The organism is Halomonas sp. ML-15, assembly GCF_014779595.1.
In the GTDB taxonomy this organism is placed as follows: domain Bacteria; phylum Pseudomonadota; class Gammaproteobacteria; order Pseudomonadales; family Halomonadaceae; genus Franzmannia.
In genome coordinates this window covers 1152084-1165139 of sequence record NZ_JACXZT010000019.1, presented here as the reverse complement: position 1 = coordinate 1165139, position 13056 = coordinate 1152084, and the positions used below count along the sequence as shown (strand labels likewise).

At 62.4% G+C, this 13056-nt stretch carries 15 protein-coding genes; 14 read left to right on the top strand and 1 reads right to left on the bottom strand.

Features of this window, described 5'->3' with window-relative positions; translation table 11 throughout:
- Nucleotides 1-12 precede the first annotated feature (12 nt).
- From IEI94_RS17180 to cobJ, 3 genes are read left to right on the top strand one after another with little or no spacing between them, the layout of a single operon-like run.
- Nucleotides 13-642, top strand: coding sequence for a precorrin-8X methylmutase (locus IEI94_RS17180; protein WP_191168480.1), 630 nt, complete (start codon nucleotides 13-15; stop codon nucleotides 640-642).
- Between the two features lie 11 nt (nucleotides 643-653).
- Nucleotides 654-1373, top strand: a complete 720-nt coding sequence (cobI, locus tag IEI94_RS17175) for a precorrin-2 C(20)-methyltransferase (protein ID WP_191169644.1) — start codon at nucleotides 654-656, stop codon at nucleotides 1371-1373.
- On the top strand, nucleotides 1370-2200 hold the full coding sequence (gene cobJ / locus IEI94_RS17170) for a precorrin-3B C(17)-methyltransferase (protein ID WP_191168479.1): 831 nt from the start codon (nucleotides 1370-1372) through the stop codon (nucleotides 2198-2200). The genes cobI and cobJ overlap by 4 nt, the downstream gene beginning before the upstream one ends.
- Here the strand turns inward: cobJ and IEI94_RS17165 are convergent.
- Nucleotides 2152-2922 carry a cobalt-precorrin-6A reductase gene (locus IEI94_RS17165; RefSeq protein WP_191168478.1) on the bottom strand — a complete coding sequence of 257 codons (771 nt, stop codon included), beginning with the start codon at nucleotides 2920-2922 and terminating at the stop codon, nucleotides 2152-2154. The two genes, cobJ and IEI94_RS17165, sit on opposite strands and share 49 nt — an antisense overlap.
- A gap of 176 nt (nucleotides 2923-3098) precedes the next feature.
- On the opposite strand from IEI94_RS17165, the gene cbiE reads away from it, so the two are divergent.
- From cbiE to IEI94_RS17115, 11 genes are all read left to right on the top strand, one after another.
- A complete protein-coding gene (gene cbiE, locus IEI94_RS17160) occupies nucleotides 3099-4319 on the top strand; it encodes a precorrin-6y C5,15-methyltransferase (decarboxylating) subunit CbiE (protein ID WP_191168477.1) in 1221 nt (406 codons plus the stop codon).
- A 104-nt stretch (nucleotides 4320-4423) separates the two neighbouring features.
- The gene (locus IEI94_RS17155; RefSeq protein WP_191168476.1) at nucleotides 4424-5098 is read left to right on the top strand and encodes an HAD family hydrolase; all 675 of its coding nucleotides are present in this window, start codon (nucleotides 4424-4426) and stop codon (nucleotides 5096-5098) included.
- Nucleotides 5086-5544, top strand: a complete 459-nt coding sequence (locus IEI94_RS17150) for a HEAT repeat domain-containing protein (protein ID WP_191168475.1) — start codon at nucleotides 5086-5088, stop codon at nucleotides 5542-5544. Before IEI94_RS17155 ends, IEI94_RS17150 begins: the two co-directional genes overlap by 13 nt.
- A 348-nt stretch (nucleotides 5545-5892) precedes the next feature.
- Nucleotides 5893-6180 carry a DUF6150 family protein gene (locus tag IEI94_RS22985; RefSeq protein WP_224750176.1) on the top strand — a complete coding sequence of 96 codons (288 nt, stop codon included), beginning with the start codon at nucleotides 5893-5895 and terminating at the stop codon, nucleotides 6178-6180.
- 90 nt (nucleotides 6181-6270) lie between these two features.
- Entirely contained in the window at nucleotides 6271-7608 is a 1338-nt protein-coding gene (locus IEI94_RS17145) for a HEPN domain-containing protein (RefSeq protein WP_191168474.1), read from the top strand.
- Between the two features lie 198 nt (nucleotides 7609-7806).
- Nucleotides 7807-8166 carry a cobalamin biosynthesis protein gene (locus IEI94_RS17140; protein ID WP_191168473.1) on the top strand — a complete coding sequence of 120 codons (360 nt, stop codon included), beginning with the start codon at nucleotides 7807-7809 and terminating at the stop codon, nucleotides 8164-8166.
- A 218-nt stretch (nucleotides 8167-8384) separates the two neighbouring features.
- Nucleotides 8385-9197, top strand: coding sequence for a precorrin-4 C(11)-methyltransferase (cobM, locus tag IEI94_RS17135; RefSeq protein ID WP_191168472.1), 813 nt, complete (start codon nucleotides 8385-8387; stop codon nucleotides 9195-9197).
- Nucleotides 9194-9979 (top strand): precorrin-6A synthase (deacetylating), encoded by a 786-nt coding sequence (cobF, locus tag IEI94_RS17130; RefSeq protein WP_191168471.1) that lies wholly within the window; start codon nucleotides 9194-9196, stop codon nucleotides 9977-9979. Before cobM ends, cobF begins: the two co-directional genes overlap by 4 nt.
- Nucleotides 9976-10581 (top strand): cob(I)yrinic acid a,c-diamide adenosyltransferase, encoded by a 606-nt coding sequence (cobO, locus tag IEI94_RS17125; RefSeq protein WP_191168470.1) that lies wholly within the window; start codon nucleotides 9976-9978, stop codon nucleotides 10579-10581. The genes cobF and cobO overlap by 4 nt, the downstream gene beginning before the upstream one ends.
- A gap of 301 nt (nucleotides 10582-10882) precedes the next feature.
- Entirely contained in the window at nucleotides 10883-11602 is a 720-nt protein-coding gene (bluB, locus tag IEI94_RS17120) for a 5,6-dimethylbenzimidazole synthase (protein ID WP_191168469.1), read from the top strand.
- Nucleotides 11602-13047 (top strand): cobyric acid synthase, encoded by a 1446-nt coding sequence (locus tag IEI94_RS17115; RefSeq protein WP_191168468.1) that lies wholly within the window; start codon nucleotides 11602-11604, stop codon nucleotides 13045-13047. The genes bluB and IEI94_RS17115 overlap by 1 nt, the downstream gene beginning before the upstream one ends.
- Nucleotides 13048-13056 lie beyond the last annotated feature (9 nt).

Sequence of the window (13056 nt, the reverse complement as noted above, 5' to 3'; positions counted from 1 at the left end):
TGGAGAAGAGTAATGCCTCACGTCTATGAAACGGATGGCTCGGCGATCTACCGGGAGTCCTTTTCCATTATCCGGCGCGAGGCCGAGTTGGCGCGCTTCGCGTCCGAGGAGGAGCCGGTGGCCGTGCGCATGATCCATGCTGCCGGCCTGGTGGAGCTCGCCGCACATATTCACTTCCGCGGCGATGCGGTGAACCGCGCCCGGGCGGCGTTGGAGGGCGGCGCGCCGGTGCTGTGCGACGCGCGCATGGTCTCCGAGGGCATTACCCGCAAGCGCCTGCCGGCGGACAACTCGGTGATCTGCACCCTGCACGACGAGCGGGTGCACGATCTGGCCCGGGAGCTGGGCACCACCCGCTCGGCGGCGGCGGTGGAGCTCTGGCGACCCCATCTGGAGGGAGCGGTAGTGGCGATCGGCAATGCGCCCACCGCCCTGTTCCATCTGCTGAACATGCTGGAAAACCCAGCCTGTCCGCGTCCGGCGGCGATTATCGGTTGCCCGGTGGGCTTCGTGGGCGCGGCTGAGTCCAAAGAGGCGCTGTGGGAAAGCGCCGCGGCCCCCTGCGTGATTGTCGAGGGACGACTCGGCGGCAGCGCGGTGACGGTCGCCGCCCTCAATGCCATGGCGGATCGCACGGAATGACCCTCGAGCGCATCACACCGGGCACCATCCACGGCGTTGGCCTCGGGCCCGGCAGCCAGGACCTGATGAGCGTGCGCGCGGACCGGCTGATCCGCGGCGCCTCCCATGTCGCCTATTTCCGCAAGAAGGGGCGCACCGGCCACGCTCGGGGTATCGTCGAAGGCCTGCTGGCGCAGGATGCCATTGAGCTGCCAATGGAGTACCCGGTCACTACCGAGATCCCCTTCGACGACCCCCGCTACAACGAGCTGCTCGCGGCCTTCTACGAGCGTAGCGTCGCGCAGCTGCGCGAGATCGCCGACGCGGGCCGCGACGTGGTGGTGCTGTGCGAAGGTGACCCTTTCTTCTACGGCTCCTTTATGCACCTCTATACCCGCCTGCAGGGGCGGGTGGCGGTGGTGCCCGGCATTACCGGCATGTCCGCCGCCTGGACCGCCACCGGGCGCCCGGTGACCTGGGGCGACGACATCCTCACCGTGCTGATGGGCACCCTGCCGGAAGCGATGCTGACCGAGCGTATCGCCCAGACCGACGCCCTGGTGGTGATGAAGATCGGCCGTAACCTGGACAAGCTGCGCCGGGCGCTGGCCAGCAGCGGCCGCGAAGACCAAGCCTGGTTGATCGAGTACGCCGCCATGCCCCAGGAGAGCATTCGACCGTTCCGCGAGGTCGGTGAGAGCGTGCCCTACTTCTCGATCGTGGTGATCCATGGCAACGGGAGGCGGCCATGACAGCCAAGCGCAACTCCGGTTGGTTAAAGGTGGTCGGCCTGGGCCCAGGCAGTGAGGCGCTGATCACCCCCGAGGCGTCGGCCGCCCTTGCTGATGCCACCGACGTGGTGGGCTATCTGCCCTATGTGGAGCGGGTGACCCCGCGGCCTGGGCTGGTGCGCCACGGCTCGGATAACCGCGAGGAGATCCGTCGCGCAGAGGCGGCGCTGGAGATGACCGCCCAGGGTCGCCGAGTGGTGGTAGTGTCATCGGGGGATCCCGGCGTGTTTGCCATGGCCGCGGCGCTCTTTGAGGCGCTCGAAGCGCTGGAGGCGGGCGAGCCCGAGTGGCGCGCGCTGGATATCCAGGTGTTGCCGGGTATCTCTGCGATGCTGGCCGCCAGCGCGCGGCTGGGCGCACCGCTGGGGCATGACTTCTGCTGTATCAACCTCTCCGACAACCTCAAGCCCTGGGCGCTGATCGAGCGCCGCCTAAGGCTGGCCGCGGAGGCCGACTTCGCCATGGCCTTCTACAACCCCCGCTCCAAGGCCCGGCCGGAGGGATTCGAACTAGCTCTTGAGGTGCTGCGAGAGGCCTGCGGGCCAGAGCGTCTGATCATGTTCGCCCGGGCCGTCTCCACGCCGGAGGAGGCGCTCAGCGTTACCACCCTGGGCCAAGCTCAGCCGGAGATGGCCGATATGCGCACCCTGGTAATGGTGGGCTCAAGCCAGACGCGGCTGATTTCGCGCTCTGTCGAAGGTGGCAAGGAGGGTGGCGAGAGCGAGAGCACGCCCTGGGTCTATACGCCGCGTTCGGCCCTGGGGGCCGAATCAGGGGCGGAGTCGTGAGTCAGCCAGGCCAGCACCTCCTCGACGGTGTGGGCTTCTTGACGCTGAGGGAGTGCCGGCCGCTCGATCATCACCACCGGCAGGCCCAACTGGCGGGCGGCGGTGAGCTTGGCGATGGCGCCTGCACCACCGGCGTTCTTGCACACCAGGCGCTGGATGCCATGTTCCTGCAGCAGGGCCAGGTCGCCATCCAGGGTAAAGGGGCCGCGGTCGAGGATCACCCGGTGACGGGGCAGGGGCGGCGCGACCTCCGGGGCATCGACCAGGCGCAGCAGATAGTGGTGCTGGGGCTGGGACGCGAAGGCGGCGAGCTGCTGCCGGCCGATAGCCAGCAGGATTCGCTCGGCTGGGCCGGCCAGGGCCGCCACCGCCGCCTCGACGCTGGCGACCTGTTGCCAGCGGTCGCCGGCCTCGGGCAGCCAGGGCGGTCGGGTCAGGGCCTGGCAGCGGATGCCGGTTTGCTGTGCCGCGGCGACGGCGTGGCGGCTCATCTGCTCGGCGAAGGGGTGGGTGGCATCGACCAGATGGGTGATGCGCTCCTCGCCCAGGAAGGCGGCCAGCCCCGTCACGCCGCCGAAACCGCCGACCCGGGTGGGCAGCGGCTGCGGCTTGGGGGTGGCGACCCGGCCGGCATAGCTGAACAGCGCCGGGATCCCACGCTCTCCCAAGGCGCTGGCCAGGGCACTAGCCTCAGTGGTGCCGCCCAAGATAAGGACTTTCATCGGGACTTCATGAACTCCGTTCCCATTCAATCAGTTGGCAAGATGAGCGCCGGGGACAAGGCGCAGCGAGGGTCTTCTTCCAGGGAAGGAAGAAGTAGCGTACAGGGATGTATTCACAGCGCCCTCGCGAAGGCTTGTCTCCGGAACAGCTCATCTCCTTAAGCGGGGCTCAGTTGATGGCAAAAGAACAAGCTCCCTGGCTAACGCTACTTGGCTGGGGGGAAGGTGGCACAGAAGGGCTGACGGCGGCAAGCCGCCAGGCGCTGGACGACGCCGAGGTGGTGTTCGGCGCCCGGCGTCATCTACACCTGCTGCCGCCTTTAGCGTGCGAGGTTCGGGAGTGGCCGGTGCCCTTCGCCGACGGCATCCCGGCGCTGCTGGCCGAGCGTGGCCGCCGGGTCGTGATGCTGGTCTCCGGCGATCCCTTCTGGTTCGGCGCGGGTAGCGCCCTTGCGCGCCAGCTTGACCCCCATGAGTGGCAGGCGATACCAGCACCCTCGACGTTCAGCCTGGCGGCCTCCCGCCTGGGCTGGGCGCTGCAGGAGTGCACCTGCCTGGGCCTGCATGCCAAGCCGCTGACGCGAATCCGGCCCTACCTGCAGCGCGGCCGACGCCTGCTGGTGCTGGTGCGGAACGGCGAGGCCGTGATCGAGCTGGCCGGCTGTCTCAAGCAGTTCGGTTTCGGCGCCTCCCGGCTGCATCTGCTGGAAGCCCTGGGCGGCGACCGCGAGCGGATCCGCTGTGTGGGTGCTGATAGCACTCTGCCAGAGGATATCGCCCATCCCGTCGCCGTGGGGCTGGAGGTGGCCGGTGACGGCCCGGCCCTGCCGCTGACCCCCGGCCTGCCGGATGCGCTGTTCGAACATGATGGCCAGATCACCAAGCAGGCGGCGCGCGCCATCACCCTGGCAGCCCTGGCCCCGAGAGCGGGGGAGCGGCTGTGGGATATCGGCACCGGCTCGGGCTCGGTGGCCATCGAGTGGCTGCTCGCCCACCCGGACAACCGTGCCTTAGCCTTCGAGGGCGATGCCGGGCGCGCGGCCCGGGCGCGTCGCAATGCCGATAACCTCGGCGTCGACTGGCTCGAAATAGTAGAGGGGCTTGCCCCTGACGTGCTGGATGATCAGGCGCTACAGGACCAGCCGCCCGATGCGGTCTTTATCGGCGGTGGATTATCGCAGGCGCTGCTTGAGGCGCTATGGCAGCTCTTGCCAAGCGGGGCTCGTATCGTCGCCAACGCCGTGACCCTGGAGTCCGAGGCGCTGCTGGCCCACTGGCAGCAACAGGCCGGCGGTGAGCTGCTGCGTCTCGAATTGTCCACCGCCGTGCCCCTCGGCAGCCGGCGGGGCTGGAAGGCCAGCTACCCCATCGTGCAGTGGCGGGTGACTCGGCAATAAGCGCGCACCATCAATATGCATTGAAGGCACCTCGAGCGTGTAGCTGGCTTATGATGGTGTTGCGCAGACACTGTTCGTTAAAAGCCTAGCAAGGAGATGGGGATATGGCGTCGCTAAGGGGCATATTGTTCGATCACGACGGCACCCTCGTGGATTCCGAAATGACCCACTTCGAGATGTGGGAAACCATCCTCGGGGAGTATGGCGCTCAGCTCACACAGGCTTGCTACCAGCGTCACTATGCCGGTATTCCTACCTCCACCAACGCCTCGGACATGGTGTCCCGCTTCGCGATGCCGGTGTCAGCGAGCCAACTCGTCGCAGCCAAGGAGGAGTTGAACCGAGACTTCCTTGCGCAGCGGGCGTTTCCGTTGAGGGCTGGGGCCTATGATGCTGTCACGGGGTGTCGTGCGGCGGGACTACGAACCGCCATCGTGACCGGTGCAGGCCGAGCCGGGGTGGATATGACGCTGAGATCGTATGTCCTGAGTGACCATATCGACGAGGTGGTAAGTGGCGACGATGTCGTGCTCAGTAAGCCTGCGCCGGACTGCTACCAACTTGCCCTGCAACGCCTGGACCTGCCGGCGGAGCAGTGTGTTGCGGTGGAGGATACAGAGCACGGAGTGGCTGCCGCCACTGCTGCCGGTATTCCCTGTCTCGCCGTACCCACGGCCATGTCGAAGCATCATGACTTCTCTAACGCTGCGGGTATATTCGAGACCCTCGATGCCGCTATCGAGTGGGTAATGACCGAGTATCGCCTATGTCGTCCGTAACGAAGGGCATCTGCATCATGATGATGGCGTGGCTGTTGGCAGGCTGCGCCAGCACCGAGCCACGGCCAGAGTCGGCTAGGGCCGAACCGCCCACCGAGCAGGCTGCGGCAGTCGCCTACTACATCGGAAAACTGCCGGATCGCGATTATGTCGAGACCTATGGCGATGCCGACAATCCCCGGCCCTGGTACACCGCTGCCGAAGCACTTGGCGAAATAGGCAAGCCGGCCATCCCTGCACTGGTCGCGCGGCTCGATAGTGAAGACGACTACGAGCTAATGCTCGCCCTCTACGCCATGATGCTGGCCTCCCAGGACCCCACCTTGCAGGCCGAGACAGGTGGTGACTTCCTGCGCCTGGGCACGGTGCTGAGTGAAGAGACCAACCCCGCCAATCGCCGGTTGGCACTGCAGTGGTGGCAACGCTATCGGCATCTCTGGCAGTAACAACGCCACCTTCATCCCGCTAGACCATATGAAAGGGTGAGGTGCGTTTACTGCAGGTTTATCATCCATACAGGTGTTGTCGCGAATAAGCGACTACAGTGTGAGGTAGTGCAAATATACAAGCCGCCACAGCGAGGTAGGGGAGATGCCAAACACTGCCGTCAATCAGCAGCTCTGCCGTTGGCATCCTGCTCGCGCTGCCGCTCAATACCGCTCTGCCTGTGGGGCCACCCAAGCCTATGTCGGAGCGACGTAAGTCACGATTGGGTGGGGCCGCGGGCAGAATTACCTACGCAAAGGCAGTCAGTACACTCATCTGTATTAAGCGAAAATGGCGTGAGAGGGTTTATGGCACTGATCAAAGTAAAAGAGTCAAGAAGTGTAGCGGATTTCCTGGTTTGTGAAGTGGGGTCTCGCTCTGTTGCTGATCTGCTCGTCTGTGTGACGGAATCCCGTTCACCTGCTCGCAACAAGGATGAGTTGTGGTGCTTTGTAAATAGTGCTTCGGTGGCAGATTCAAAGATATGCTTTGTAGGCTCTAGAAGCTCTGCTGATTTGCTAATTTGCTACGTCAATTCCAGGTCCGCGGCTGGATGGAATAGAAATGACCATGAGCTAAAGGGACGTATAGCTTAACACTCTGCTGGACGGCGACCGATTATCCGCCGCTTTGCGGCTTCAAACCGGCGTGTGAGGCGAGTGCTAATTGTTCGTAAGGAACCGAGAATGGCTCAAGAAATTTATAGTGCGTTTGAAGTGCATGAGTTCTTTGGTGAATTTTTCTATAAAGAAGAAACTTATCCATCACGGTTCGCAGCAAAAATACAATACTCTCCCGAAAAAGGTTTGAGACTTGAATACAATATCGCAGACTCAGATGTACCCTCTGAATGTGATAGCTTGATCGGTATTTTGAGTAATGGAAAAAAATGTACTCTAATAGGACCTTTCAATTTCAACTCTGGAGGTTGGCGATTTGGTTCCGTAATCACAAAATATGGAACTCACGGTTTCTCTTATTTAGTGATGGGTGATTTTGTTCAACCCGACACAGAATTCGATCATTCCAGATTTACATTTCATCACATGCAAGAGTTCTTTTATCCGCAGGGACACTTAGATAGTGTTCCGTACAAAGAAGGAACGTTGGAAAAAATTGATGGCGCTGGCTGGAGTATAGAACTAGAGAGTCGAGCATTAGCTAATAACGTTACTAATACCTTAACGAACTTAATAATAACTAATAATGAAGAAGCACTAGACGAATTTTCCATAGCTTTTGATAAAGTGAAAGGTAACTTCCCAAAAGAGTCTTTCTTGCTTAGAAAATCATTAGAGTTTCTGTTTAGGTACTCTTCTGACAAGCCTAAGACAATTAATGACATGTATTTGGATATAAGCAAAATTTCGTCGTTATTCTCTATATTGATGGATCGACCAACCTTCCCTGATGAAGTGAAAATATATCCGAATGCAGAAGCCAAAAAACCAATAACGTTACTATCAAGTATTCATCTTGAGTCAAGAACTGTTGATTTGGCGAAACAAACCCCTCCCCACTTTTTTATGCCAATAAATCGGAATAAGTTAGATCTGTCAAAAGCAATTTCCAATTGGCTTGAGTTGCATGACAACTATCGTGTTTTATCAACTACTTTCCAATATGAAACAAATTATAGAACACTTCACTCTGCCTACAGTGACGTAGTGCTGTTCTCAACAAATATTGAAGCAGTAGCAAAAGACTTGGGGATGCCAACATCTAAAAAGTATGAAGGTCCAATAAATAAATACGGATCAGAAGAGCTAAAAGCTGCTATAAAGAATGTTTTTATAAACCATAATAGTGATAGTTTGGGTAAGAATATTAGTGATCTTAGAAATGAGCTGGCTCATGTAGGTAGACCAAAGAAATTGATTGAAGTTCTTGACATCAATGACTGTGTTAATGTCAGCAGGGTGCTTAAATTAGTTGTTGTTTCGCATTTATTACAGCAGCTTGGAGTGACTCAAGAGGTCATCCACGAATATCAAAATAAACTTATTCCCGAAATCCGCAGTTAACGAGTTGTTGCACTCGGAAAAATTACTCTCTCTGCTCCCAATTTCCTGGCGAGCAAGGCGTTGAGGCGTTAAAAAACTCCGCTACTCCCAGCGTGGCGCGCCCCTATTGGGGATCTATGGTATTTTTCGCTCCTGAAATCAAGCCGCTAAGGATTTCGAGGGGGCTCTTAGGGGGTAAGCACAGCAGTGGGCGATTCGATGACAGTGGCAGGTTTCGGCTTTCGACACGGTGCCAGCCTGGCATCGCTCAAGAGTGCGCTTGAGCAGCTGGAGCGCTGTTATGGCCCGGTGGAGCGGCTGGCCGCGGCGCAGTCGATGTTGCCGCTGGTCCAGGCGCTGGGGCGTGAGCGGGGCATGGCGGTGATTGGCGTGGACGATGCCTCCCTGCCAACTGCCGCTACCCTGACCCGTTCCAAACAGAGCCTGCAGGCGCGCGGCACGGGCAGCGTTGCGGAGGCGGTGGCCCTGCTGGCGGCGGGGCCGGGTGCGGTACTGCTCGGTCCACGGTTGATTTCGACGGACCGAATGGCCACCGTAGCGGTCGCACGAAGCTCTTAGGCGCTGTCTGAAAAGTCGGCGAGCGAAGGTCAGGTCTAGGCCCGTTCCCGACGGGCCAACGCACTCCCCACATCCATGTGGGTCGCAAAGCAAAAATCGGCGAAAAGGCGGAGTTTACGGGGTGTAAATGAGTACTTTGAGCCGATTTTTAACGCCGTATGGCCGAGCGCAGCCAGTTTTCGGACAGTGCCTACAGGCGCCCTGATAGGATATTAAGCATGACCGTACACTTTATTGGCGCCGGCCCCGGCGCGCCGGACCTGCTGACGCTGCGCGGCCGGGATCTTATCGCGTCTTGCCCCGTGTGCCTCTACGCGGGCTCGCTGGTGCCGGAGGCGCTGCTCGCCCACTGCCCGCCGGGTGCTCGGATCGTCAACACCGCGCCGCTCTCCCTGGATGAGATCATCGAGGAGATACGCACCGCACACGCCGCCGGCCTGGACGTTGCTCGGCTGCACTCCGGCGACCTGTCGGTGTGGTCGGCCATGGGCGAGCAGCTGCGCCGGCTACAGGCGCTTGAGATTCCCTATGCCATCACCCCGGGCGTGCCGGCCTTCGCCGCGGCGGCGGCCGCCCTGGGCCAGGAACTGACCCTGCCGGGGGTGGCGCAGTCCGTGGTGCTGACTCGTACCCCGGGGCGGGCCAGCGCCATGCCGGATGGCGAGACCCTGGCCAACTTCGCCAGCACCGGCGCCACCCTGGCGATCCATCTCTCCATCCATAACCTGGCTCAGGTGGTGGAAGACCTGCTGCCGTTTTACGGTGGCGATTGCCCGGCGGCCATCGTCTGGCGGGCCAGTTGGCCGGATGAGCGGGTGATCCGCGGGCGCCTCTCGACCCTGGCCTCCCAGGTCGATGACAGCCTGCAGCGCACGGCACTGATTCTGGTGGGCCCGGTACTCGACAGCCAGGACTTCCAGGAGAGCAGCCTCTATGCAGTGGGCTACGACCGGCGCTTTCGCCCCCAGTCGGCGGATTCACCTTTCGCCGCCCCCGGCGATCAGACGGGTGATATGAGAGAAGAGCCATGATCCACCTCTCGCTGATCGGCATCGGCACGGGTAACCCCGAACATGTCACTCTGGCCGCCGTGCGTGCCCTGAATGCGGCCGATCTGATCCTGCTGCCGCGCAAGGGGGAGGACAAGTCGGATCTGGTGGACCTGCGCCGGCTGCTGTGTCGCAATCTGCTAGAGGCGTCGTCCTGCACCCGAGTCGTGGAGTTCGATCTACCGCGCCGCGATGCCCGCGCCGACTACCTGGACGCGGTGGATGACTGGCATGGGGCAATTGCCGAGGTGTGGGCAGAACTGATCGATACCCACCTACCGCAAGGGGGGCGGGTCGGTATGCTGGTCTGGGGCGACCCGTCGCTCTACGACAGCAGCTTGCGTATTGCCCAGCGGCTGGGCGCTGCGGGGACAGAAGGCGAGGAGGGGCTGCAGGTAGATGTGGTGCCTGGCATTACCAGCCTGCAGGTGCTGACCGCTGAGCACCGTATTCCCCTCAATGCGCTGGCGGAACCGGTACAGATCACTACTGGCCGGCGCCTGCGCGAGCGCGGCTGGCCCAGCGATGCCGCCAGTGTGGCGGTGATGCTCGACAGCGGTGGCGCCTTCGCCACGCTGCCGCCGGAAGGCCTGTATATCTGGTGGGGCGCCTATCTGGGCATGGACAAGCAGCGCCTGATCGATGGCCGACTCGAGGAGGTGGCCGAGTCGATCATCGAGCAGCGTGCGGCCCTGCGCGAACGGCACGGCTGGATCATGGATGTCTATCTGTTACGGCGAGAGCCATTAAGGAGAGCGAAATGAAAACGGTCGACCCCCAGCGCCATGCCGAGCGCATGGCCCACAAGCAGAAGATCATGAACGAGCGCATCGCCCGTGCCGACAAGGAGCAGGGCGTGCTGCTGGTGCTCACCGGCCCGGGCAAGGGCAAGAGCAGCTCCGGCTTCGGCATGCTGGCTCGCGCCCTGGGCCACGGCATGAAGGTGGGGGTGGTGCAGTTTATTAAGGGCAAGTTCCAGACCGGCGAGGAGGCCTTTTTCCGCCAGCAGCCGGGCGTCGACTACCACGTGATGGGCGAGGGCTATACCTGGGATACCCAGGATCGCGACAAGGACGTGCAAGCCGCCGAGGCGGCCTGGGAGGTAGTCCGCGGCATGCTCCAGGATCCTGCCATCGACCTGGTGCTGCTCGATGAGCTGAATATCGCTCTGCGTCACGGCTATCTGGACCTCGACCGGGTGCTGGACGACCTGCAGGCGCGGCCCGAGATGCAGCATGTGGTGGTCACCGGCCGCCACGCCCCGGAGGCGTTGATCGAGCTGGCCGATACCGTGACCGAGATGCGCGTGGTCAAGCACGCTTTCAAGGAGCAGGGCATCAAAGCTCAGAAGGGCATTGAGCTCTAGGGAAACACTGCACAAATGCCTGCACGAGCGAATCACTGCGTTGCGCGGTGCTCGGAATCCTCACATATATACCCCATATGCTCCGGTTGACTCGAAACCTTCGGTTTCTCGCTCCTTCGGAGCCATCCTGGGGATGTTTGTCGCTTCGCTCGGTTCTGTGCTCCGTGCGCCTTGTGCTTCATCTCGTTCGGCGACTTGTTCAGCGCTTCCTTAGAGGAGCCTCGCTTAGGCTTGTCCCCGGCGCTCAGCCCGCTGCAACTCAGTCGTAATCGTAATACCGAGACTTCCAGGAGAGAGGCGCATGGCAGAACATCGCGAGGGATCCGATCACGCCTTTTCGGAAGCGCAGCGGGAGGGGCTCTATCGCGCCATCCACGAGCGCCGGGATGTGCGCGCCCAGTTTCTGCCGGATCCGGTGCCGACCGAGGTGCTGGCGCGGCTGCTGGACGCCGCCCATCACGCGCCGTCGGTGGGCTTTATGCAGCCCTGGGACTTCCTGGTGATCGACAGCCTGGCGGTGCGCGAGCAGGTGCATCGGCTGTTCCAGCGGGAGAATGCCAAGGCCGCCGAGCACTACGCCAATGAGCGCGGCGAGCTCTATCGACGCCTCAAGCTGGAGGGCATTCTCGAGAGCCCCCTCAACCTCTGCATCACCTGCGACCGCAGCCGGGGCGGGGAGCACGTGCTGGGCCGCAACAGTATCGTCGAGACGGATCTGTTCAGTACCTGCCTGGCGGTGCAGAACCTGTGGCTGGCGGCCCGCGCCGAGGGCATCGGGGTGGGCTGGGTCAGCATCCTCGATCAGGAAGAGCTGGCGTCGATCCTGAATCTGCCGGAGCAGGTCTATCCCCTGGCATACCTGTGCCTGGGCTATGTCAGCGAGTTCCTGGAGCAGCCCGAGCTGGCCCGCTCTGGATGGCGGCAGCGCTTGCCCCTGGCGGAGCTGGTGCATGGCAATGGCTGGGGGGAACCGCTGTTGGATGCGACGCTGCATGAGGCGCTGGCCGGAGGGCGTGACTGATGGCCACGCTGATGATCCAGGGCACCACCTCGGATGCCGGAAAGAGCACGGTGGTGGCGGGGCTGTGCCGGGCCCTGGCGCGGCGCGGCATCTCGGTGGCGCCGTTCAAGCCGCAGAATATGGCGCTCAACAGTGCGGTAACTGTGGATGGCGGCGAGATCGGCCGTTCCACGGCGCTGCAGGCGCTGGCGGCAGGCGTCGAGCCCCACAGCGATATGAACCCGGTGCTGCTCAAGCCGGAGAGCGACCGCGGCGCCCAGGTGATTCTGCGTGGTCAGGTGCACGGCCATATGGACGCGCTGGATTACCACACCTACAAGCGCACCGCGCGGGAGAGCGTGCTGGCGGCCTGGCAGGCGCTGTCGAGCCGCTATGACGTGATTATCGCCGAGGGCGCCGGCAGCCCGGCGGAGATCAACCTGCGCGCCAACGATATCGCCAATATGGGCTTCGCCGAGATGGTCGACTGCCCGGTGATCCTGGTCGGCGATATCGACCGCGGCGGGGTCTTCGCACAGTTGGTGGGCACCCTGGAACTGCTCAGCCAGAGCGAGCGCTTACGCACCCGGGGCTTTGTGATCAACCGCTTCCGCGGCGATATGGCGCTGCTGCAGCCGGGCCTCGACTGGCTCACCGAGCGCACCGGTAAGCCGGTGCTGGGTACGTTGCCCTACCTTCAGGGGCTGCTGCTCGACGCCGAGGATAGCGTCGGGCTGCATGGCGTGACCTCCGGTGAGCCGGCGCTGCGGGTGGTGGTGCCCCGGCTGCCGCGCATCAGCAATCACAACGACTTCGACCCGCTACGGCTGCACCCGGGGGTCGAGCTCAGCTTTATCGGGCCCGAACAGGCGATTCCAGCCGCCGACCTGATCATCCTGCCGGGCAGCAAGAGCACTCGCAGCGATCTCGCCTGGCTGCGCGCCCAGGGCTGGGAGGCGGCGATCATGCGCCACCTGCGCTACGGCGGCAGGGTGCTCGGCATCTGCGGCGGCCTGCAGATGCTGGGGCAGGCGATTCACGACCCCAACGGCCTGGAGGGGCCACCGGGCTCGACGCCGGGTTTAGGGTTGCTCGATCTCGAGACGCGCATGGTCGCCGGCAAGCAGCTGCGTAACGTCGCCGGCACACTGGAGCCGGAGGGGGTGGCCATCGCCGGCTATGAGATCCACAACGGGGTGAGCCAGGGAGCCGCGCTGGCGCGCCCGCTGTGCATGATTGACGGGCGCCCCGAAGGGGCGGTGAGTGACGATGGCCAGATCATGGGCAGCTACCTGCACGGGCTGTTCGACCGCGCCGAGGCGTGTAACGCGCTGCTGGCGCGCTGCGGGCTCCACGCCGGCGGGGCGGTGAAGTATGCCGCCCACCGCCAGCGAGAATTGGATCGCCTGGCCGACACGCTGGAGGCCCACCTGGATATGGACGCTATCCTGGCCATGCTGCGCTAGGCGTTGCAC

What these genes read in the sequence shown, in the direction of transcription:
- IEI94_RS17180 (WP_191168480.1), top strand. Translation starts at nt 13, where the DNA reads ATGCCTCACGTCTATGAAACGGATGGCTCGGCGATCTACCGGGAGTCC.
- cobJ (WP_191168479.1), top strand. Translation starts at nt 1,370, where the DNA reads ATGACAGCCAAGCGCAACTCCGGTTGGTTAAAGGTGGTCGGCCTGGGC.
- IEI94_RS17165 (WP_191168478.1), bottom strand. Translation starts at nt 2,922, where the DNA reads ATGAAAGTCCTTATCTTGGGCGGCACCACTGAGGCTAGTGCCCTGGCC.
- cbiE (WP_191168477.1), top strand. Translation starts at nt 3,099, where the DNA reads ATGGCAAAAGAACAAGCTCCCTGGCTAACGCTACTTGGCTGGGGGGAA.
- IEI94_RS17155 (WP_191168476.1), top strand. Translation starts at nt 4,424, where the DNA reads ATGGCGTCGCTAAGGGGCATATTGTTCGATCACGACGGCACCCTCGTG.
- IEI94_RS17150 (WP_191168475.1), top strand. Translation starts at nt 5,086, where the DNA reads ATGTCGTCCGTAACGAAGGGCATCTGCATCATGATGATGGCGTGGCTG.
- IEI94_RS22985 (WP_224750176.1), top strand. Translation starts at nt 5,893, where the DNA reads ATGGCACTGATCAAAGTAAAAGAGTCAAGAAGTGTAGCGGATTTCCTG.
- IEI94_RS17145 (WP_191168474.1), top strand. Translation starts at nt 6,271, where the DNA reads ATGGCTCAAGAAATTTATAGTGCGTTTGAAGTGCATGAGTTCTTTGGT.
- IEI94_RS17140 (WP_191168473.1), top strand. Translation starts at nt 7,807, where the DNA reads ATGACAGTGGCAGGTTTCGGCTTTCGACACGGTGCCAGCCTGGCATCG.
- cobM (WP_191168472.1), top strand. Translation starts at nt 8,385, where the DNA reads ATGACCGTACACTTTATTGGCGCCGGCCCCGGCGCGCCGGACCTGCTG.
- cobF (WP_191168471.1), top strand. Translation starts at nt 9,194, where the DNA reads ATGATCCACCTCTCGCTGATCGGCATCGGCACGGGTAACCCCGAACAT.
- cobO (WP_191168470.1), top strand. Translation starts at nt 9,976, where the DNA reads ATGAAAACGGTCGACCCCCAGCGCCATGCCGAGCGCATGGCCCACAAG.
- bluB (WP_191168469.1), top strand. Translation starts at nt 10,883, where the DNA reads ATGGCAGAACATCGCGAGGGATCCGATCACGCCTTTTCGGAAGCGCAG.
- IEI94_RS17115 (WP_191168468.1), top strand. Translation starts at nt 11,602, where the DNA reads ATGGCCACGCTGATGATCCAGGGCACCACCTCGGATGCCGGAAAGAGC.